Here is a 22,667-nt window from a genome sequence, read left to right as displayed (position 1 = left end):
TAAAAATGGCGATACGAATCCACTTTTAATGTATCATCTATTCATGATAACATATTCAAAAAAAAATTGCAATAGTTATTTTATAAACTCTTGCAATTTTTTAATTTATTTTTATTAAAAAAATTTTAAATTTCTTTTTGATAGACCCTATAGGTCTTTGATATCTTTGCGCCAGCCTTTAGGATATCATTTAGCATGGGCATATTGTAATCCCAAATTGTGCTGCCTTCTATTTTTTTGTAGCCTTTTTTTATGGCGTTTTCCATAATTTTGAAATATATTGCTTGGGTGACGCCTTTGTTTCTGTATTCCGGAACTACGAATAAAACAAAAACCCTCATCTGATTGATTTTTCTCTTATGATATAAAAATTTTAAAATTGCAAAAGGATTTTTCTTTCCATTCATCTTTTTAAGGACTTGATTGTAATCTGGAACAGCAATATTAAAAGCAATTGGCTCGTCGTTTTCATTTCTTGCTATATAAATAAAATCAGCATCGGCTATTGGTGCAGCCGCTGCGACAATATTGTCTATTTCCTCCAGACTTGGTGGCATAAGGTCTACCCAATCTTCATTGTTTGGCATGCCTTTTTTCATAACCTCGAGCACATCCAAGGCGTCTTTTTTTATGCCCTCTTTGTCCAGTCTGAACTTATCCAGCCTATACTTATATTTTTTCATAGCATAGGGAATAATTTTTTCATATCTCTCAACACTTTTCTTGTCAGGATTCCCATCAAAGGCATAGCAATCATGGTATTTGCTAAAGCCCGCATCCAAGACCTGGTCATTGTAGTATTTAAAATTGTAGACATTTTGTATCATAGGCGGCTCATTAAAATTATCCAATAAAAATCCGCGATTGTCGTCTCCACCTGGAAGTGACATAGGTCCCTTCAATAAATTTGAGCCCTGAGCCTTTGCCCATTTGGAAGCTTGATCAAACAAGGCCTTGGAAACTTCTGGGTCATCTATGCATTCGTATTGTGAAAAATATGAATCCTTAACCTCATGATATTCATTTAACTCTTCGTTTAAGCCAACCAAAATTCTACCGGCGAGTTTACCATCTTTTTTTGCTAGATACATAATACTTTCGCCAACTTCATTTACCGAGCTAGTCTTTCCTGTAATATATTTTTTGTAGTCACTAATTAAAGGCGGTACCCAGTTGTCCTCAGCCTTATAAAGGTCAAAGGGCAACATGGTAAAGTCATCAATATCCTTTTTGGTCTTTACCTCATATATCTCTATCATTTTACTTTCTCCATAATCTCTCTGGTGGTCTCAGGGACATATTTGGAATAATCCTTGCCCTCAGCCTCCAACTCTCTAACCTTTGAAGCTGAAACTATTTCTCCATCAATTGCATAACGGTCGATTTCTATCACTTCAAAAAGTGGATGTTGACGCTTCTTTAATTCTTCATTATATATTGCAGTCATATTGTCAAAAGGTTCCTTGGCAACATATCTTTGCCTTAGTCCTAAGTCCTTGGCAATACGCGAAACAAATATTTCTGCATCTAAGCTTGCATGAGCACGAGCAATATCTGTGTCGTCCTTTAGAAAATAGCTTGGGAAGGTCATATCTGAAATAATAAACTTGCCCCCTGGCATTACCTCGCACCAAATATCAGTGAGCCCATCTTCAACCATCTTGAACCTATCTTCAAAAGAATACTTACTCTTGTTTTCTTCAACTACAAATATAATTACATTTGATATATTCCTGGCTGCGTACTCAACAAGCTTCCTGTGTCCCCAGGTAAATGGGTTGGCATTCATAACTATGCAGGCATTAAACTTGCCCGAATCATTTACCCTTTGGATAAAATCGTCATACTCGTGAAAATTATCGAGGAGCAAAACAATCTGGTCAGTTTTTGCAAAAACTTCGTAGCCCAGAGACTTAAACATTGATTCGTACTCAGGCTTGGTAAAAATATAAGTGGTCTCCACCCCATTTTTATAAAGCTGGTCCTTTATATGAGTTGTCATCTTTGGCAAATAGCCTTCTTCACGGTATTTGTTATCCACGGCCAAAAGTTTTATAACGCTGTCTTTGTAGGCACCACTTGCAATAATTTTGCCCTGGTCCCTCATAACAAAAAACTCATCCGCATCCTCAAAATGGATTCCTTGGCTTTCTAAAAATTCTTCAAAGGCCCTTTTTTCAAAGTCCAAATCCATACTTATTTTATCAATAGCTATTATAGAAATACTACCACCCCTCCTTCTTCAGCGTAGGTCGACGAAAGTCCCTTCATACTTGTAATCTCAATTGGTCTTGATGGGAACATTTCCATCAGCCTATTTTTTAATTCTACAGCAACTTCAACTGCATTTGCCTGAGAAATTACAATTGCGTACTCGCAAACCTTGTTGCCATATTCCTCACATTTTTTTATAAGACTATTTAAAGTCCTCTTTAATCCCCTCTCGATTGAGAGCGGAGAAATTTCTCCATCCTTGTTCCTAGCTATTAACCTAATATTTAAAACTTTGGAAAGCTTGCCCACAATTTTTGGCAACCTGCCATTTCTAGCTAAATTATTTAGCGATGACAGAGCAATTAGAGTGATGGACTCATCAATTTTCTTTTCAGTCTCTGCAACCACCTCTTCAAAGCTCTTGCCCATTCCCACAAGTTCATCCACTATCAAGGCAACTCCAGATTCACCTGCAGTCGCAGACTTGGAATCAAAGATGTGAACTAATGCATCTGGATGTTTTTCCAAATACATTTGTTTGGCAATCATGGCGGACTGATAAGCCCCACTTAGCTTGCTGGTAATTGTAATAACGTATATCTCGTCCCCCTTCATCCTCTTCAAAAATTCATCAGGAGAAGGACAAGCCGTTCTAATAACATCTGAAGAATTGTCCATGGTTTCAAAAAAAGTTTCCATGGTCAAATTCTCGTCGTCTATAAAATCTTTACCGTCCATCGTAATTATAAAAGGCACCATAGAACATTCCATTGACTTGATCATGTCATCAGTCAGTTCGCATGATGAATCAACTATCAATTGTTTCATACTAGTTCTCCTTTTCAATAATAGCCTTTAAATTATTAGCTTCTACAATTATTTCTCCAATCGGACTGCCTTCTATCATAATTCTCACAAACTTTTCAGTTCCTGAAGGCCTAATTAGAATCCTATAGTCAGGGTGTTTTTCCAGTAAATTATCAATGGCCTTGCTAATATTTTGATTTTCCTTGTAAGTTTTTTTAATTTCATCACTGGCATCTGCATTGACGAGCACTTGTGGATAATCTTGGTAGAGCTTGCCAATAGTCGAAGCCTTCTCACCGCGTTTTTTAAGCATATTTAAAATAATAATAGCAGTTTGCAAGCCGTCGCCCATTGTAAGATGGTCTAAAAATATAATGTGGCCCGACTTTTCTCCACCCAAGACCATGCCATTTTTTCTCATAGCCTCCATTACATACTTATCGCCAACATCTGCCCTAATGAGTTCTATTTCGTGGCCTTTTAAATACTTTTCAAAGGCCCCGTTACTCATGCTCGTGGTAACAACTCCATTGTTTGAAAGCCTGCCCTCTTCTTTGAGGCAAAGGGCTCCATAGCAAATGATGTGGTCGCCATCAAGGACATTGCCATCTTCATCTGCAAAAATAACTCTGTCTGCATCACCATCAAAGGCGACACCAATATCACAGCCTTCATCTTTGGTGAGCTTAGCAATCTTTTCAGGAGCGGTTGACCCAGTATTGTCGTTTATATACCTGCCATTTGAATCGCAATTTATTTTTATAACTTCTGCGCCCAGTTCCCTAAAAACTTTTGGTGCGATCTCACTCATAACTCCATTACCTGCGTCGATTGCAATCTTCATACCCTTAAAGCCATCGCCTGCCAGGCCTTCCAGATGGATCAAGTAATCGTTAAATAAATCTTTAGCAATTGAAACTTTGCCCAGCTTATCGCCATCATAGGTCTCAGCTTCCAGGTTGTCGATCATATTTTCAATTACGATTTCTTCATCGTCACTCAGCTTGTAGCCGTCAGCGCCAATTAATTTTATTCCATTATACATATATGGATTGTGGGATGCGGAAATCATAATCCCCATACCATACCCATGTGTCTTTGTAATGTAAGCGACACCCGGTGTAGATATAACTCCCACCTGGTCGACTTCAACACCCTCAGCCATAAGCCCTGCGGTAATAGAAGCCATAAACATAGGCGATGAAAGCCTGGTGTCCATACCAAGCACAACCCTCTTGTTTCCTTCTATAAACTTACCAACAGCTCTAGCCAGTTTGTATGCAAATTCATTTGTAAGTTCAGTGTTTGCTATTCCCCTAACTCCATCTGTGCCAAAATATTTTTTCATATTCCCTCCACTTTGGAATTCCTTTGCAATACTCAGAAGGGTCTCTCTGTTGTTTTTTAAACCCAGCTCAACAAGGTCTTTGAGTTTACACAAAGCCTCGCCGATTTTAACTCCCTCTTTGTATCCAATATTTATTAAATCATTGCCGTTAATGCAAATTTCATTCCCTTTATTAAAATCTTCTTCTTGGCTAATATTATCTAACATTTTGTGCAATTTGTCAATTTTTTCAAGGTCCTCGCCACTCGCCGACATCGAATCGGCATAGAGCAAGGACAAAAAATTATAAATATCGTCGCCAAATTTATTTCTCATCCGTCTAACGCCGCGTAGGCCAATGTTGGGGTCGGCGTTCATGTGGTTTTCAATATACTTGCCTGCCTTATCAACTGTCGCCTTTGGATATTTTAAATCCTTTAAAATCCTCCTAGCAGTTTCAGCTGATCTTTTATCGTGGCCATAGTAATGGGCACTCCCATCCTCAAAAACCTCTTGACAGGAAGGCTTTTCAATATCGTGCAAGAGGGCCGCCAGCCTGGTCGGCAAATCCTTATTAGAAAACTTTACCACCCTTATCATGTGATTGTACAAGTCATATTTGTGGTGGTGGTTGAGCTGGTCATAATCGTAAGTATTTCTATACTCTGGAATAATCCTCTCCAAAAGTCCAGTCGACCTCAAAAGATCCAGGCCCAAGATAACATTGTCGGACAGCAAAATTTTATTAAATTCATCCCTAATCCTCTCCGTCGAAAGTTTATAAATCAAATCTGCATTTCGACGAATTGACCTAAGAGTTTTGCCCTCAATCCTAAAGTCCAGTTGACAGGCAAAACGAATGGCCCTTAGCATCCGAAGAGCGTCTTCCCTAAAACGCCGATCGGGATTTCCCACGCAGCGGATTATTTTTTTATCCATATCATCTCTGCCAGAAAGCTTATCTACAATATTGCCATCCTTATCCATTGCAATGGCATTAATAGTAAAGTCCCTTCTCACCAGATCATCCTCGAGCAATCTTGAAAAACGGACTTTGCTTGGCCGCCTGCCATCCTCGTAGGCCGACTCAATCCTATAAGGGGTAATCTCAATTCCCTTTACAGTTACCGTTCCCATCTTTTTATTTACCATAATGGAATTTGGAAAAAGTTTTTGTAGCTCATTGGGATTTAAAGACGTGGTGATATCGTAGTCATGAATTTTTCTTTTAAGTAGATAATCACGGACTGCCCCACCAACTACGTAGGCTGTATTTCCAGTATCTTCAATTTTATTTAAAATTTTATATACATATCCATCCATCATAATGAATTTATACCCATCTGTGCATAAAAAAAGACCCGCTTAAAAAATAAGCGGATCTTCGATCGGTATATATTATTTTCCCATAGGGCTGTTTAAAGCATAATAAATTATGAGAGCTGATACAAGAAGCAGGGATGAAATCCAAGCAACTTGACCAATGCCAATGTGATTTGCCTCTTCGTCCTGCAAGTCCAAGGTCTTTTTTAATCTCGGAACAATTGGCAGAGCCACAAATGTAAGCGCAGAGTTTAAAAGTCCTTTAAAAATATTAAATGGAAGTATAGCTGGTAGCAATAAATTTTTAACTTCTGCAAATGGGACCTTCATATAAATTGGTGTGATAACAATATTCCATGCAAGCATTATGAAAGTCATCACAAGAGTACTTACAAGTAGGGCTAAAGCTGTCCACTTGGTGTCGTCCTTACGATTAACCATAGTTGCAAGCGGAACGATAAAGGCAGCTGAGCCTACAAAGTTCATGAGTAAACCCCAAAAGCCTGTGTCCGAAACCGTAAAAAATTCTACCAAACACACAACAGCGGTCACCAAGAGTGATGGAACCAAGCCAAAAATTAGAGTTGTAATAGCAAGGACCGCGTCCTTAGGATCGAACTTTAAAAAAAGTACAATTGGAATCCTACCAAAAACCATTACAAGATAGCTGATTGCTGCACACATAGCAAGTGCAGTCATTTTTTTAGTTGACATTTTCATCTTCATTTCCTCCTTTTGATTGAGGGCATAAAAAAAGCCCCAAAATACAAGGGGACCTCTTCTCACATCCGGACTATAACCGTCGGTACAGGAATCTAACCTGTTCTGCGTCAGCTGACGCTCGTGGACTATACCACCGGTAAAGGAATTGCACCTCCCCCTGAAGATGATTTGAGTATAGCACTCACGAGTCCATATGTCAAGGCAAAAAAGGTGGATTGTAAAATTTATTTTTCTCTTTAAATTATTCTTCAAACTCTTATGTTCCATCAAACAAATTTTTCAGGTAGCGGCCGATTTATTTCGGCCAAAAAATTTTGTTTGATTGGCTGCAACAATCTCAAATAGAATTTCGGCCACCCTGTTCTTCTTCCTCTCTTGAACAGTTTCAAATGGTCTATGTAATTAAAGTATAAATTAAAAATAATCAAATTCAATAATCTTTTAAAAAATATTTATAAAGAAAAATTTGTTTCACGAGAATGTCGCAATTTACGCACCATTGCAAAACATATTTAGGAGGATAAATTGATGAGTGCCGTAAGATTCACCAATCGAGCATCGTTATAACTCGCTCTCTTGGGAACCTCTGACACGAGACCTGCTATCCAATCGGTCATTTTTTTGGTCACCATAAAGGTGACCTCTACAGAAAATTGACCTCTTGGGCTAGGGCTTCGACGTTAAATAAAAATTTTTGTCCGAAATAAATCGGACGCTACACGCTACGCGAAATTTTATTTCACAAAAATTCGTAATTTTAACCGCAACTTACACCCTAGCATAATAATATTTAGGAGGATAAATCGATGAGATTCGAAGTGAAACAATTTTTTAGGACGCTGGAAATGAATTTGCGAGGAAAAAATGATGAATTTTTGTAGCTTGAGACATTTTGTCGAATGAGGCGTACTAAAGGGTACGTCGGAATGAGCAAAATGTCGAACACTGCAAAAATTCGCAATTTTAACCGCAAATTAGACCCTAAATATGCCTAAATATGAGAAAAGGGCCAAGAAGCCCTTTAATATTTTTACTTATTGTTTTTCATCAGGTTTTTCATTATCTTTGTTTTCGTTATTTTCCTCTGTTTCCTCTCCATTTTCATCACCCGGTTTATCACTTGGGTTTTCATCTGGCGTTTCTTCAGAGTTTTCTTTGCCTATGATATTTAATTTGATCTTTGGCGCCCCTATCAAGCTGAGCGAAGGTTTATCCTTGATTTGCAATTTAAGATTGTATGAATCCTCACCAAGTTCTGCATTCTCCAAGTTAACTGCCAATACAACATCGCCAGTGTTTAAAGCTTTGAGTTCTTTTTCATAACCACGAACAGTTATATCCACAATTGTTGGAAGTGAACCAAGGTCTACGTTTAAATGCTCTGGAAGATTTTCAAATTTTATTTGAGACTTATCCACAGCGAAGCGTTTAGTTGTATACTTTTGAATCTGGTAGGTCAATGAGTATGTGATACTTGGATCAATGGCCTCCATGCCCTCAGGAATAATTGGAGTGAGCATCTTTTCGTCGCTTGAAACCAACTCTTCCATATTAATCGGCTCGGTCTTAATGGTCTTTGGCACCACAGCATTTTCATCTATAATCTTTACCGCAATTGTCGGTGGGTTGACGTGCATAAGCGTAGTTTCAAAATCCACTGGCAAATTGCCAACGGTGCTCGGCTCGATTACCAGAACCGCCGTCTTATAAATTGGCACGCTAATTGTAACTACATCTGGCTTGATACTTACATTAGATAAGCGGTTGCCATTTGCATCCACTGCGTAAAGAGGATTTGTAACTGTAAAGCCCTTTTCCTTGCCATCAACATCTATATTTGTCCTTATGCTATCAATAATTCCAATTTGACTTGCAGCACCAGTTACCTGAACTTTTGGCGATGACAACTGATTGTCACCCTTCATATAATTTTCCTTTGGATTGCCCTTGGTGTCAACTTGAACTTCAAAATCTCTGGAAACAATCTTATCGATATTAACAATTATGGATGGCGGACTAATAGTATCAACACTAACCAAGCTGCTGACCCCTTCCAGGTTAACATCAATTGGAATCCTGGTGTTGCCAGCTCCGTAGCCTTCCAAATCAACACTTGCATTTATCATATCAGCGCGAACTTTTTCCAGCTCATTCTTTTTACCACGCAAGGTAATATTTACAAATTGGTCTTCCTGGGTCATGAGTTGGTTGTCGCTGTCCCTCAACAAGTCTGCGTTTAAAAACTTAACGCGAACATTTCTAATAACCCTTCTCTCATCTGGATTTTCGATTGTCATTACATAGGACCAAAGCAAAACTGCAATGACAAGGGACATTATTTTAGCGACCAGATTCTGATTCTTGTGATTCTTTTGATTGTTCTTCTTTTTCTTTAGCTTCATTAAACTCACCCTTTATCTTTGCAATAAAGCCTAGCTTTTCTTCCTTTGGATTATAAACCTCACGCAATTTTTTGCGCAAAGTCTCTTCGTCCAAATATCTTGCAATCTCTCCGTTTTCGCAGCAAGAAATGCCACCTGTCTCTTCACTGACAACTATAACCATGCAGTCTGACCTCTCCGATATACCCAGTGCTGCCCTGTGCCTTGTTCCAAGTTCCTTGGACAGTCTATTGTTATCAGTAATCGGCAAGAAACATGCAGCTGCCTTTACAATATCCCTATCCACAATAACAGCCCCATCATGAAGTGGCGTGTTTGGAATAAAAATATTAATCAAAAGTCCCATTGAAACAAGGCCGTCAATCTTGGTCCCCGTTTCAATAATATCCTCAAAACCAATTTGCCTTTGAAAGACAATCAGGGCTCCAATCTTTTGCCTGGACAGAGAATTGCAAGCTTGGACAATCTCTTCGATAACTCCGTCGTACTGGTTGTCACTGTTGGTCCCAAAGCGTTTGCCAATAATCTTGCTCCTACCGATAGACTCAAAAGCCCGCCTGATTTCCGGTTGGAATATAACAACGATAGCTATCAAACCAGCTCCCAAGAGCCAGTTTAGTAACCACCGTAAAGTATAAAGTTTAAACCACTCTGATAGCTTGGTCACCACCAAGAGAATTACAAGTCCCTTGGCCAACTGTTCGGCACGCGTTTGCTTGACGAGCTCATAGAGCTGGTAGACGATAAAAGCTATTATCAAAATGTCAATAACATTATTGAATCTAAAATTTCTAATAGATTCTCTCATTGACAAGAGTGTATTTTCTAATGAAAAACCCATAGTAATCTCCTAAATTAGTTTTTTAAATTCATCCTTAAATTCTTTGAAGAGTTCAATAGCATCTTCTATTGGTTGAGGTGAATTCATATCCACTCCTGCGCGTTTTAAAACATCGATTGGATCCAAGGATGAGCCTGATCTCAAGAATTCAAGATACATATCTCTTTCCTTTTCTCCCCCATTTAAAACCCTCTTTGCAAATGAAAGAGCTGCAGAAATTCCTGTTGCATATTGGTAAACATAGAAATTGTAATAGAAGTGTGGAATCCTTGCCCATTCGTATTTGATGAAGTCATCCTTTTCCATGCTTGGTCCGTAGTATTTTTGGTTAATCTCTTCGTATTTGCTGGATAAGAAATCTGGTGTCAAAGCTTGTCCACTTTCGTAAGCCTTGTAGATTTCCATTTCAAATTCAGCAAATTGTGTTTGCCTAAAGAGTGTTCCCTTGATTGAATCCATAAAGTGGTTCAAGATAAATTTCTTTTTCTTTGGATCGTCCTTCCACTTGTCTAATAGATAAAAAGTGAGAAGGGATTCATTCATGGTCGACGCAACTTCAGCTACAAAAATCGAATAGCCGGAGTAGATATATGGTTGGTTGCCTCTAGAATAAAATGAGTGCATAGAGTGGCCCATTTCGTGAGCAACTGTAAAGACATCATCAAGGGTTCCGTGATAATTGAGGAGCACATAAGGATCTGTCATATATGATCCGCTTGAGTAAGCGCCGCCGCGTTTGCCTGGTGTTTCAAATACGTCGCACCATCTGTCTTCAAAACCCTTGGTCAAATCTGCAATGTACTTGTCACCAAGTGGCTTTAATGCATCCAAGATAATTTCCTTGGCTTCTTCAAATGTAAATTTCACATCCATATCTTCGACTAAGTTTTTGTAAACGTCGTACATGTGAATTTCATCCAGTCCCAAAACTTTTTTGCGAACATCAACATAATCGTGGAGTTCTACCAAGCCTTTATTTACAGTTTCTATCAATTTATCATAAACTGAAACAGGAATTGTGTTGTCATATAAAGCTGCTTCCCTGGCTGACTTGTATTTTCTTAAAGATGCTTCAATAGCAATAGCCTTGGTATTGGCATCTAGTGTGCTTGCCAGAGTGTTTATGTGGTCCTTGTAAACATTATAATAAGCTTCGTAAACATTCTTGCGGTCTTCCAAATTTGCTTCTGTTAGTAACGGAACAAAGTTGCCGCTTGTGAGTTCCACATCCTTGCCATCAACATTTACCACAGGGAATTTCATATCTGCAACTGTAAGCATTGAGAATGACTTGGACCCTGCATCGATAACTGGAGTAAAGCTTGCGATAATTCTCTCTTCAGCTTCTGTTAAGGTGTGGTCTTTAAATCTTAAAATATTATCCAGCCAACGCTTATAAATTTTAAGCTCATCTTTTTCTACAAAGCTCCTTAGCTTATCCACGTCTGAGGATAAAATTTCTGGCACTAGGAATGATGAACCAGCACCATAGCTAGTGTATAAGGCTGATAGCCTATCACTTAGGGCCTGATACTTGGCATCGCGGTTGTCCTCGTTAAATCTATTTGAAATATAAGTTGATACCAGGCCAAAATTTGTCCCAATATCTTCGTATAGCTTAAGCATTTCCAAAAATGTATCTGCGGATTCAGCTACTCGGCCCTTGAACTTTTTAAAATCTTCTATCTTGCCTTCGATTTCCTTTAATTTTTTGTCCAAGTCCTCGTCATTTGTAAATAATTTTTCCAAACTCCACTTATACTTTTGATCAATCTCATCTCTTGATTTAAAATTGTAATCCATACTTCCTCCTACTTCCTTTTGTTAATATTATTCTGATTATAAAGGCACAAGTGACTACTGGGGCACTCGTGACACATGGGCTTTCTGGCCTTGCAAATATAACGACCATGAAAAATTAAAACATGGTGCATCTTGGTCCAAATTTCTTTTGGCAGAGCTTTCATCAGAGCCTCTTCAGTCTTTTCAACGTCCTTCTCGTGGACCATACCAATCCGATTTGAAACTCGAAAGACGTGCGTATCCACTGCAATGGCCGGCAGACCAAAACAGTTTGACAAAACAACATTGGCCGTCTTCCTCCCAACACCCGGCAGCTTGGTCAGCTCTTCCATGGTGTCTGGCACTTTAGAATCATAATCGTCAACCAAAATATGACAGGTCTCCATAATATTTTTGGATTTTGAATTAAAAAATCCTGCCGTCTTGATATAATCTTTGAGCTTGTCCATGCCCATGTCGATAATAGCCTGGGGCGTGTTCGCCTCCTTAAAAAGCTCCTGGGTAATCATGTTGACTCGGACGTCCGTACACTGGGCCGACAAAATCGTCGCAATCAAAAGTTCAAATGGCGACTCATGGACCAGCTCGCACTCGGCGTCAGCGTGGAAGTCCATCAAAATATCTGTGACCTCTTGGATCTCAGCTTTTTTTAATTTTCTCCTCATAACCAATAAGTCTCCTTTGATACAATATCCAGACCATAATAAATCTCAATAAAATTGATAACATTTTCATTCACAGAATTCAAATGCGTGTTCGAATTCGACACAGCCGCAAAACCAATAGTCAAAAAATTTAAATCATCCTGACTATCACACTCGGCAATTGAAATCTTAAATTTGTTTTGAACCTTCCTTATTAGAGACTCGCGAATACTCCTCTTTTCTTTCAAAGAATGAACATCCGTAAGCCTAATAATAATTTCGCTTGCAAGAACCTTCATAATTATCCCTATAATAAGTATAACATCAAGGCAAAAAAAAATCTAGCAAGAGACCAAGTTTTTCAAAAAAATTCTGCCTTGATTTTTAAATATATATATAATACAATTAAGTTAGAAAATAAAAGACTTGGAGGTTAATATGATTAATGTTTTAGATAAAGGCTATGTACGTTTAGTTGATACAATGGGCTCAGACCTAACTGTTGTAAACGCAGCCAGAGCCAGCTTCGCCAAAGAAAGCAAAGAACTAGACGAAAAAGACGAAAGGCTGATTGCCTACTTGGCCAAACACGACCACACATCACCATTTAGACACGCCATGTTGCAATTTGAAGTCTACGCCCCACTAATGGTGGCCCGTCAATGGTGGAAATATATTATTGGCAGCTCACATTTAGAAGGCATCGGCGACACCATGAATGCTTGGAACGAATCCTCCAGACGCTACGTAACCATGGAGCCAACCTTCTATGTGCCTACCAAGAACGAATGGAGGGGCAAACCCGACAACAACAAACAGGGATCACTTGGCCCAGTCGATGATGAACTCGGAGCAGAATTCACAGAAAAATTAAACAAATACATCAAAGAAGGCGTTGACCTCTACGAAGAAGCCATGGAACGCGGTATCTGCGCTGAAGAAGCCAGACTATTTTTGCCAGCTTACGGCATGTACGTATCCTGGTATTGGACAGCCAGTCTCCAATCAGTTGCACATTTTATCAAGCAACGCACAGACTCCCACAGTCAATACGAAATCAGACTCTACGCAGAAGCAGTCAAAGAACTCGCCTTGGAAAAATTCCCCCTCGGCATCCAAGCCTTCTTGGACATGGACAAATAAAATAGAAAAAGTAAAAGAAAGAGGCAGTACATAATGTGCTGTCTCTTTTTGTGTGTAATAATTTTGTGTGAGAATTATTTTTTTGAATATATTATTGTTACCAATGGCATTTGTTTTAAAATCGCTCTGCGGCTGTAGGGGCTACTTGCAGCCCTGCCCAAGAGAGCGAGTAATAACGACGCTCGATTGGCTAGCAGTGACTCACGCAACTTGTTGCCCAAGAAAACAAAATTTTTGTCCGAAATAAATCGGACGCTACCTAAAAATTTTGTTTGATTGGTTGCAACAATCTGAGGAGAATGTGGACCGCCACAATCACGATCCCCTTTACGGGGTGAGGGATTGCGGAACAACGCAAACATAATCGAGGAGAGAAAATTATTTCCCCAACCATTTCGCGATTTAAACCCAATATAAATAATATTTAGGAGGATAAATTGATGAGATTCGAAGTGAAATATAATTTTCAGCGACGCAGGTGTACTCAAATGTACATCGAGGAGAGGAAAATTATTTTCACAAGAATATCGCAATTTACACCCTAAATATCCCTAAATATAAAAAAAGAGGGGTTCTATCTCTCCCCCCCTCTCTCTACATATCATCTTCGACTTGGATTTCTTTCGACTTATCGTCCTCATCTTTATCCTTATACACTGTCACTACAACCAACCTTACGTTTTTCCTTTCGTAGGTGCAGGTTATAAGGGCGATTATCTTATCGTCCTCCTCTAACTCATAGCCAGAATCGTAAACCGCATTGTCCTTGATCAGTTTATAAAATCTTTTCAATTTTTCAAAAGAATCATAATCCTTTGGATTAATATATGTTTCGCCCGAGATTATCCCCGCCACTACAGCCTTTGACTCAAAGACTCCATCCTCTGTTGTAAAAGTAAAATCCAAATGCTCAGGCTCTCTCTTAAATTCATGGAGAGTCCCAAACATGGTCTTGTTATCCATCTCGTGCCCGTAAATAAGTACAAGCGGATCGGCAATACTCATGTTTCTGTAATCCATAAATATTGCCCCCGCTACATTTCTCTTACCCGTTGCAGCAGTGTAAAGATATTTATAATTATCTTTTCCCTGCACAATCGGATAATCAATACTACCGCCGTCAGATATCCACGCAATTATATCTTCGTTGACAGATTTGAGTTGGCCAAAGTCGATGTCAAAATCATCGTCTTCTTCCTCAACATCCTCGTCCACCTTGACGGCGGCCTCCTCTTTGACAGGTTTTAAATCCTTCAAAGAAGAATAAATCTGTATTGATTCCTTTTGATCGGCCTTGGTATGAAGAAAGTCGTAAAGCTTGTAGGCAAAAAATATTGCAACTACGATTATTAAAATATTTAATAAAAGCTTACCCTTCTTCATAACGACCTCTCATTAGTTTTTAAAAAATTTTCTTTTGAAAAAGAAAAGTGCTAGTAACAAAATACCGCTAAATAAAATTGATCCAATATCAGTTCTTACACCAGTCTTTGGAATTGTATTTCTTCCGCCACCTTGATCTTCAGGTGTTTCTGGAGTTTCAGGTTCGTCTGGCTCGTCAGGTTCTTCTTCCTCAGGTTCTTCAGGTTTTTCTGGTGGAACTTCCTCGTTAGTAATAGTAAATCCATTTTTAATATCTCCTACATAGGAAACTTCGAATTTTCTATCATCAATCTTGGTAATATAATCAGCTTCGCCAACTTCTTTTACAGTATAGACGATTTCTTTACCATCCTTATCCTTAGCTGGCAGATCTTTAAAGCTTGCGCTCCAGTTGCCATCACCTAAAGTAATGATCTTGCCAGTAGCCTTGCCGTTAGCATAAAGTTCAACTTGAATGCTTGGTGTTGAACCACCATTTAGAACTTTCCAAACCTTGTTAACCTTAATAGTTACTCTAACTTCCTTAGGTTCTTCCTTAGGATTGTCTCCTGGATTTTCAGGCTTATCTGGCTTTTCTGTGTTAGTAGCCTTCCATACAAAACCAAGTCCATCTTTATCTTCAAACTTTTTGACTTCAGATTCATAACCAGCTGGAACAACTTCTTCAAGCTCGTATTCATAATTAGTAATTTCCACTACTGCCTTACCATCTTTTAAAGTTTTTGTTTCTTTATAAATTGGTAGCTTGTCAATTTTAGCTTCAAAATTATTGTCTTCGTTAACTATTAATTGATCTTTAAGTTTAACGCGTGTCTTCTTACCATCTTTGTCAATAATTTGATATACGTCAAACCTAATTTCTGGTCTGTCTTTCTTGATTTCAGTCTTACCATCAGATTCAAGGAATTTCTTGAATACTTTGATAAATCTTTCTTTTTCAAGATATACAGTAACAGTATTTGAGCCTTCAACAGTATTTTCAGCGATTAGATCCTTTTCTTTATCCGTTAGATCCTTTAGGTTAAAGAAATCTTTAGCATCACCAAGTTCATGTTCCTTGCCATCTGTTCCGATGTAAACAACTTTATCGTCTACAATCTTAGCATCAAGCTCTGGAATCATCATTGGAAGAATAAATTCTTGATAAGTTTTATCTGGATAATCACCCTTTATATTGATTTTTTCAACCTTATCGAGACTTGCTTCTCCTTTTTCAATGGCATCTTTAAGTTCTTTTTCAGTATAGTTTGTTTTACCAACTGTGTAAATAACCTCAAAACCATCAGGTACTTTTACAAAGTCAAATAGAACTGGTCTTAATCCCTTATCGCCAACTTTAGCAAATATATCTTCAAGAGACCAACTTTGATCTACTGCAAATGGGTTTGCTGGAGTTTGAATCAAGCCTTTGTCTTGATAGTATTTAATCTTGTAATTAAACTTATCGCCAAACTTAAGCTCATATCCACCCTTGTAATATTTTTGGGCTTCTTCATCATCAGTTATAACCTTGCCGTCCTTATCAAGGATTTGTAGATATTTGTTAATCCTGCCCTTGTGACCATCAGTTATTGTGATGTCATGCTTTCCAAAGAAGAATTCTGCTTTATTTCCAAAAACTGCATGATTTGTATAAGGCTGACCTGCATTTGCTAGGTCTTCAGCTTCTTTGTATTTCTTCCTATCAACACGTAAGTTGTTCAACTTAAACTTAAATTGATTCTTAGAACCATGTGGAGCTTGGAATTCAGGTAGCCAAGCTAAAATAACTTGTTGTTTACCCTTTACGCCTCTTGCTTCTAAAGCTTTTTCAAGGACTGCAGCTCTATCTGGATTAGATTTTTTAAGTCCTTCCAAATATTTAAGAACATCTTCAGTATATAGATATTCAATACCATCTTTCCAAGTGTTGAAAGTTTCATCTTTATTAAAGCCTGCATTGGCACCATTTTTCATAAGTCCAGCCTTATCAATATTTAATTCATAAGTGAACTTATCTGTAACTTTAAAGATATCTGGTAGAATATCCAAAATTAAGGCATCTTTATAAATATAATAACCATCTTTATAATCTTTTTCATTGACTTCTTCACCATCAGGTTTTAGTTGTTGTTCTAATCTCTTTTGATCATAGGTTTTCTTGTCAACAGTAATATCAATTTCAAAGTTTACGTCATGTTCTTTATATTTTTCTTCGCCTTCTTTGGCTTCTTCACCTTCTTTGGCTTTTTCTTTTTCAGACAGGTCAATGCTCTTGGTTTCAGATTTCTTATCTAATCCTGGATGTTCTTCATCTGGAGTTTTTGGTGTTGGTTCATAGGTCAATTCAAAATCCTTATTTGTTTCGCCTTGAGCACCAAATTTGCCACCGTCTTTATTGCCAGTTGAGCTATCTCCACCATCAGCTTGATCTATACAGAAACCAATTGATGGATAACATTTCTTTTGCTTCCAAGAATTATCTTTTTCAAATATGCCAGGAAGTTGTTCTTCTTTATCCAACTTATAGTTAGCAAAGTTTGCATATTTTGCTCTATCATAACCTTTATTTGACATATAGTATGCTGCAAGATCAATTGGACTTTCTGCTAATTTCTTGTATTCGTCTTTATCTTGTAGATCCTTGGAGATTTTGTCACTTAACTTTGTAGCTTTATCTCCTTCACCAATCCACCATGGATTAATAGGATTACCATTGCTGTCTTTGATGCTTTCTTTACCATCTACAGCTAGATCTCTGTATTCAAAGGCGCTGCCTTGTTTAACTTTAAACTTGCCGTGGCCATATTTTTTATTTGTAGCAATTTCTACAAGATCTTTGATAGTATTTTTACTTCCGTTAACTCTTCTGTAGGCCTCTTTCATAACCTTGACAAAGCTTTCTTCGGATTTGTCCCAAATTGGTTTTCCGTCTTTATCAAATGGTGTGATGTTATTAGCTTCTATGAATTTTTTATCTCTAATAATTTTTTCAATCTCTTCTTTGACATACATGTCTTTGTTTGTAAGAGCATTGCCAAATTCATCTGTATAAGGAATATCCACATCTGGAACTATAACTGATGTCAGACCAAATTTCTTGGTTTTGATAGGCTCAATGGCTCCACCAATTGCCAAATTTGGTTTTAATCCAATACGGATTGCGTTGAAGCGCATATCATCGTTATTATATGTTGGTTTTGAATTATCAAGATATTCTAGATTTAGCTTTTTGATTTCCTCTTGAAGCTTATCTTTAACTTCATTAAGTCTTTTTGCCTTTTCAGTTTCATCTGAAATTTCATCAATTTCTTTAATAAGCTTTTCAAATCTCTCAACTAAAATACCATGGCATTCAGTTTTTTCTGCATGCAGACCTTCAATGACCTTTTTCATTGTACTAGAAAGTTCTTTTGTATCACTACTTGAATCTAGTTTTTCTAGTTCGGTCAAAACAGTCTTCATTTTGTCTTGATAAGCTTTTTGGACTGGGCTAAAGAACTTGCTTGCAGCGTCATCATCAGCTTTTGCATAGAAAGCGTTCATGACCTTAATTCTGACTTGGCCCTTTGTTTCATCACGGCTTACTTCAAATTGAATGTCGCCTTTTTTGATGAATTTTCTGCCTTTTTCATCTACAACAACACTAACCTTTTTAGTAGTATCAGTTTTATCATAAGATATTTCACCAGTAGCTGTAGCATCAAGTGCAGCGAGTATTTCGTCACTTGTAATCTTGAAGTCTGCTCCCAATGGAACAAAACGACCGTCGATATAAGCAGGGCTTACACCAAAGCGAATATCCTTAATTTGATCTAAGAAGAAGTATTCTTTGTTACCAAATTTTTTGTCTTTGTTTCCTTCGTCTTTTTTAAATTTTTCTTCTAGCTCATTCCATTTTTCTTTTGTATCGTTTACGATGATTTCATCATATACTAAACGATTGTCCATGCTATGGTCTTCGACAATGATTTCTGTATCAGTATCTTCTGGGAACAAGATTCCGCCTTCATTTTTAAAGCCGATTTCCCAAAGAAGTGAACGATCGATTTTAACAACATTGCCTTCTTTATCTTCGTATTCAGCCCAAAGTTTATCATCATCATATTTGAATCTTGCATTAGGCTTAATTTTTTGAAGTGCTTTTTTCAAAATGTCCAAGAAGTGTTTTTCTTTTTCAAGTTCAGCTTTATCTTCTTTACTTAAAGACTCATCATTAAGATTTTTGTCTTCATATTTGCCTTTTTCTTCTTTCTTTAGCAATTCTTTAACATACTCATCTCTTTCGCTTTGATGTTCATCATCTCTAAAGAAAATATTAAAGAAGTTATAGTCAAGCTTTTGCTTTAATTCATCAGGTGCATTCTTAAAGAAATCACCAAGACTAAAGTCAGTTCTCTTAAGAGTAAAGTATTTTTTAAACTCTTTTGAGTCAACTAATTCATCTTTTTCATTTTTGAAAATAGATGTTGGCACAAGTGTTTCATTGCCGTCTTCATCTTTTCCTGGTGCTAAATACTTAGCTTCAACCTTAGCATCTAAGTGGTATACAACATCTTTACCTGCCAAGAAGCCTGGGAATTTTAGAGAAAATTGAGCTTTTTTAATAGCTTCAAAGATATCGGTTTCTTTTGTAAGGAACTCGTCATCACCTTTAGTTTGGATAATTTTTGTAACTCCATTTTCGGATATTACTTCTAATTTTCCCTTTCCATCAGCCTCGACCAGATAAGTGCCTTGACCATCTTCTACTTTGTAGTAATAATTATCACCAATTTTGTAGATATTGGCTTTATTTGTTCCGCCGTAATATCTTTTTGCGCCTTTAGGCAACTCAATTTCTTGATCTGCGTTTTTATAGTATTCAACGATTTTCTTGATTAGGGCTTTCTCTTCTAGACCAGTATATAACTTACCATCTTTAACTTTATCGTCTTCAGCCTTAACAAATTTTTTGCCATCGTAATAGTATTTACCAACAAATGTATGATAATCACCAGTTACAACTTCATTTTTACCGTCTACAAAAACTTTGCCTTCTTCAACTTTGATTTTTGAGTCATCGGATGTCTTTTTGTCTTTACCTTTTTCAAATGTGTATTTACCAGTGCCTTCATCATGTGTAACCTTGATATCTGGCATTAGTCTACCAAACTTATCAATAAGAGCTAAACCTTCTCTAAAGCTTAGACCTTCTAAGATATAACCAGCTTGATTAAATACTGCATTCTCAACAACCTTGTATTCAACACCACCGATATCTTTTTTGCCAGCTTGAATATCTTCAGCTGTTATTTCTTCTGTCGTGTCAAACCTTTTACCATCAGATGAAATTAATGCTAAAGCTTTACCTGTATAATTCTTTTTACCTTGGTCAATCAAGTAAACTTTCTTGTCGGCAATATTTTCAAAGATTTTATCTTTTACAATAGTTCCACCGTAAGAAGTTTTTGTAGTCTTTTTACCTTCGGAATCTGTTTCTTCTGTAATAACTTTTACTTGCTTGCCGTCATAAGTTTCATTGATATCAGGTCTAGCAACTGCAGTATCACCACTGCCTTCATTGGTTACCTTGCCTTTATATACATCCTTAACATCTGTGTATTTTAAAAGTGTATTGCCTCGAAGTTCATAGGTTATGCCGTCTTTTGTTGTTACTTTTTTATCTTTGTCAAAAGTGCCTAGTTCTTCGTAGGTTCCCTCAGCATTTTTCTTATAAAGTTGATTATCTTTTACCTTAAAATCCGAATTTTTATCTTCTAAGATATTTTTATCTAAGACTGTATATTCTTTGTAATCTTTTCCAATGTAAACTTTTTTGTCTGTGCCTTCAAGTATGGCATTGGTTATATTCTCATTGGTTAGTTCTGTATCTTTATAATAAAGTTTTCCTTCTTTAACTTCAAAATCTTTATTGCCTTCGAATGTTTTGGCATCAAGTTTCAAAGTGTAAGTTCCATTTCCGTTGTCATGGTATTTCAAATCTGACTTGTGGATATATTCAGCAACAGTATCATTATACTTTGGAAGCGTGATTGTAATCTCCACAGAAGATAATGGTAGTGATTCCCCATTTGAAGAGTTTACAAGAACCTTATCAATATAGATATTTGACTTTTTCAGATATGCAAAGAAATCAAATACCTTGTCTGTATCTTCTTTAACGATACCGTTTTCTGTATCTCCAGCGTCAACATCTTTTTGTGGGTTCTTTTCATCTTTGTTTCCTATTCCACTTATGTCAGCATCATTTTCATAACCTTTTTTGGTCAACCAAAATTTCTTGGTAACATCTTTCGTTCCATCAGCTGACATGGTAATAGAAAAGCCCTTGTGGAAAGCTCCCTTAAAACCTTTCATGTTGAACTTGATTTGTGCTACACCAAAATCTTGGTCTGCGGTAGTTTTGAAATAATAGAAACCACCATCTTCATCAAATTCGAGGTCTACTGGTTTGCCGTTTAGAAAAGCTATCTTTGATAAATTTTCCTTTGGAATTCTTTGTCCTTCATCAGCAAGTGTCTTGATTTTAAAGGTAAAATCCCCTTCAGGCGTACCCTTGTCCTTATTTACTTGAACTAACAAATTTAAATCTGTGCCGTCAGGTATATAGTAAGTTTCCTCATCAAGCTCTTTTCCAACTTGACCTGATCCTGTGAAAGGATAAAGTCTTATCTCTGGAGTGCCATCTTTTGTATAATTTGGTTTTATTGAGCCATCTCCTAGTCCAGCTTTGAATTTTGCTTCAGCCTCATTAAATGCTTTTACTAACTCTGCAAGTTTCTCTGGTGTCGTTGTACGATCATTGTCAGGATTTAGTACAGCTTCAAGTGCTTCTTTTGCCTTAACATAATCATCATAAATTTTTTTGGCATCTTCAGTGGCACCTTCTTGAAGTCCATTTAATGACGGAGCTTCATGCACCTTTTCTGCAGCCGCTTTTTCATCGTCATCTAGCAAACGCGGAACCTTGTATTCACCAAGTTTTTTGTTAAATGCATCGATTTCTTTTTTTGTAAGAGTACCCGCTGCACCTTTTTTATTAAGAGCTTCATATTCTTCTTTGAGTTCATAATATTGTTTGGTCTTATCTTCATCAGTGATGCGATTTAAAATTTCATCGCCTAACTTTTCAGATTTACCGAGCTCTTCCCAGTATTTTTTATTGTACTGAGCTTGCAGGTCTGCCTTTGCCTTTTCATCTTTGGCTTTTTCCGCTTCGTCAATTTGCTTTTGCAATTCATTCAGATCATCATTTCCGCTTGGATCATATTCTGGATTATCACCAGCACCTTCTTCAGGTTGAGCTGGTTGTGGATCTCCTGGTTTTGGTTCTCCAGTAGCACCGCCTTCTGGATTTCCTTCTCCTACAGCTTCTGGTTTTTTGTCTCCGCTATCTTCTAAAGCTTTTTTATCTTCTTCAGTTTTTGGATCCTCTGCCTTTTGTGTTGGAGTTTCTTTTCCTTCAGCAGTTTTAACTTCTGAATCAGCTTGTTCACCTTCTGCAGGAATTTCTGCTGGATCTACAGGTTTTATTTCAGCTTCTCCTTCAGCATTTGCTTCAGGTTCTTCTGTTTGGTCTCCTGTTTGTCCTTGTGCATCTTTCTCTGCAGGTGCTTCTGCTTGTTCTCCATTTCCTTCAGCGTTTTTGTCACCTTCATTAGCTGCATCAGCTTGCACTGCCTCATTTACTAAATCTTTTGATGTATCAAAGAGTACTTCTACGCTTTTGCCACCTTCTTCAATAATTGCTTCTTTCGAAGCTTCTTCTAATATACTTTCGGGAGTATTTGTAGACATAGTTTCATCTTGTGCGTGAACTATAACTCCACTAAGTACAAATAAGATCAACAGCACTGCCCATGCAGCTGCTTTATTAATTCTGTTCATCTTTTTCTCCCCTCCTTTCATTATTATATTTGCACAACCATAAAGCAATAGTTGTACATACTAATATTATATCTATTTGTATTTAAAATTCAAGCTAATATCTACTATTTATTTTGCAAGTCCTAAAGTCGGACAACAATATGTAGTGGTGTTTTGCTTTTTATTTTGCAAAAAGTGCCCGATGAGCT

Annotated in this window: 13 protein-coding genes and 1 riboswitch; of the genes, 1 reads left to right on the top strand and 12 read right to left on the bottom strand. The window is 37.3% G+C overall.

Annotated features, from left to right (window positions below):
- Nucleotides 1-125: 125 nt before the first annotated feature.
- The 10 genes from AC6FXG_RS05850 to AC6FXG_RS05805 form a co-directional block, all read right to left on the bottom strand.
- Nucleotides 126-1,259, bottom strand: a complete 1,134-nt coding sequence (locus tag AC6FXG_RS05850) for a GNAT family N-acetyltransferase (protein WP_500571918.1) — start codon at nucleotides 1,257-1,259, stop codon at nucleotides 126-128.
- Nucleotides 1,256-2,188, bottom strand: a complete 933-nt coding sequence (locus AC6FXG_RS05845; protein WP_500571917.1) for an adenylyltransferase/cytidyltransferase family protein — start codon at nucleotides 2,186-2,188, stop codon at nucleotides 1,256-1,258. The genes AC6FXG_RS05850 and AC6FXG_RS05845 overlap by 4 nt, the downstream gene beginning before the upstream one ends.
- Nucleotides 2,189-2,214: 26 nt before the next feature.
- Nucleotides 2,215-3,042, bottom strand: a complete 828-nt coding sequence (locus AC6FXG_RS05840; RefSeq protein WP_500571916.1) for a DegV family protein — start codon at nucleotides 3,040-3,042, stop codon at nucleotides 2,215-2,217.
- Nucleotide 3,043: 1 nt separating this feature from the next.
- On the bottom strand, nucleotides 3,044-5,674 hold the full coding sequence (gene glmM / locus AC6FXG_RS05835) for a phosphoglucosamine mutase (protein WP_500571915.1): 2,631 nt from the start codon (nucleotides 5,672-5,674) through the stop codon (nucleotides 3,044-3,046).
- Between the two features lie 72 nt (nucleotides 5,675-5,746).
- Entirely contained in the window at nucleotides 5,747-6,391 is a 645-nt protein-coding gene (locus tag AC6FXG_RS05830; protein ID WP_500571914.1) for an ECF transporter S component, read from the bottom strand.
- 52 nt (nucleotides 6,392-6,443) lie between these two features.
- Nucleotides 6,444-6,563: riboswitch (FMN riboswitch) on the bottom strand.
- Between the two features lie 865 nt (nucleotides 6,564-7,428).
- Entirely contained in the window at nucleotides 7,429-8,796 is a 1,368-nt protein-coding gene (locus AC6FXG_RS05825) for a CdaR family protein (protein WP_500571913.1), read from the bottom strand.
- On the bottom strand, nucleotides 8,735-9,637 hold the full coding sequence (gene cdaA / locus AC6FXG_RS05820) for a diadenylate cyclase CdaA (protein WP_157884921.1): 903 nt from the start codon (nucleotides 9,635-9,637) through the stop codon (nucleotides 8,735-8,737). Before cdaA ends, AC6FXG_RS05825 begins: the two co-directional genes overlap by 62 nt.
- A 9-nt stretch (nucleotides 9,638-9,646) precedes the next feature.
- Entirely contained in the window at nucleotides 9,647-11,440 is a 1,794-nt protein-coding gene (gene pepF / locus AC6FXG_RS05815) for an oligoendopeptidase F (protein ID WP_500571912.1), read from the bottom strand.
- 8 nt (nucleotides 11,441-11,448) lie between these two features.
- The gene (gene nth, locus AC6FXG_RS05810) at nucleotides 11,449-12,105 is read right to left on the bottom strand and encodes an endonuclease III (protein ID WP_500571911.1); all 657 of its coding nucleotides are present in this window, start codon (nucleotides 12,103-12,105) and stop codon (nucleotides 11,449-11,451) included.
- Nucleotides 12,102-12,383 carry a DUF503 domain-containing protein gene (locus AC6FXG_RS05805; protein ID WP_500571910.1) on the bottom strand — a complete coding sequence of 94 codons (282 nt, stop codon included), beginning with the start codon at nucleotides 12,381-12,383 and terminating at the stop codon, nucleotides 12,102-12,104. The genes nth and AC6FXG_RS05805 overlap by 4 nt, the downstream gene beginning before the upstream one ends.
- A 139-nt stretch (nucleotides 12,384-12,522) precedes the next feature.
- On the opposite strand from AC6FXG_RS05805, the gene thyX reads away from it, so the two are divergent.
- Nucleotides 12,523-13,227: an FAD-dependent thymidylate synthase gene (gene thyX, locus AC6FXG_RS05800; RefSeq protein WP_500571909.1), complete on the top strand. Its 705-nt coding sequence runs from the start codon at nucleotides 12,523-12,525 to the stop codon at nucleotides 13,225-13,227.
- A gap of 594 nt (nucleotides 13,228-13,821) precedes the next feature.
- On the opposite strand, the gene AC6FXG_RS05795 is transcribed toward thyX, so the two are convergent.
- Together AC6FXG_RS05795 and AC6FXG_RS05790 are read right to left on the bottom strand one after the other, a co-directional pair.
- Nucleotides 13,822-14,610: a class B sortase gene (locus tag AC6FXG_RS05795; protein WP_500571908.1), complete on the bottom strand. Its 789-nt coding sequence runs from the start codon at nucleotides 14,608-14,610 to the stop codon at nucleotides 13,822-13,824.
- A gap of 12 nt (nucleotides 14,611-14,622) precedes the next feature.
- Nucleotides 14,623-22,479 carry a Cna B-type domain-containing protein gene (locus AC6FXG_RS05790; RefSeq protein ID WP_500571907.1) on the bottom strand — a complete coding sequence of 2,619 codons (7,857 nt, stop codon included), beginning with the start codon at nucleotides 22,477-22,479 and terminating at the stop codon, nucleotides 14,623-14,625.
- Nucleotides 22,480-22,667: the final 188 nt, after the last annotated feature.

The sequence above is a fragment of the Ezakiella massiliensis genome (assembly GCF_059862345.1).
This window is presented reverse-complemented; position numbering and strand designations above follow the sequence as displayed.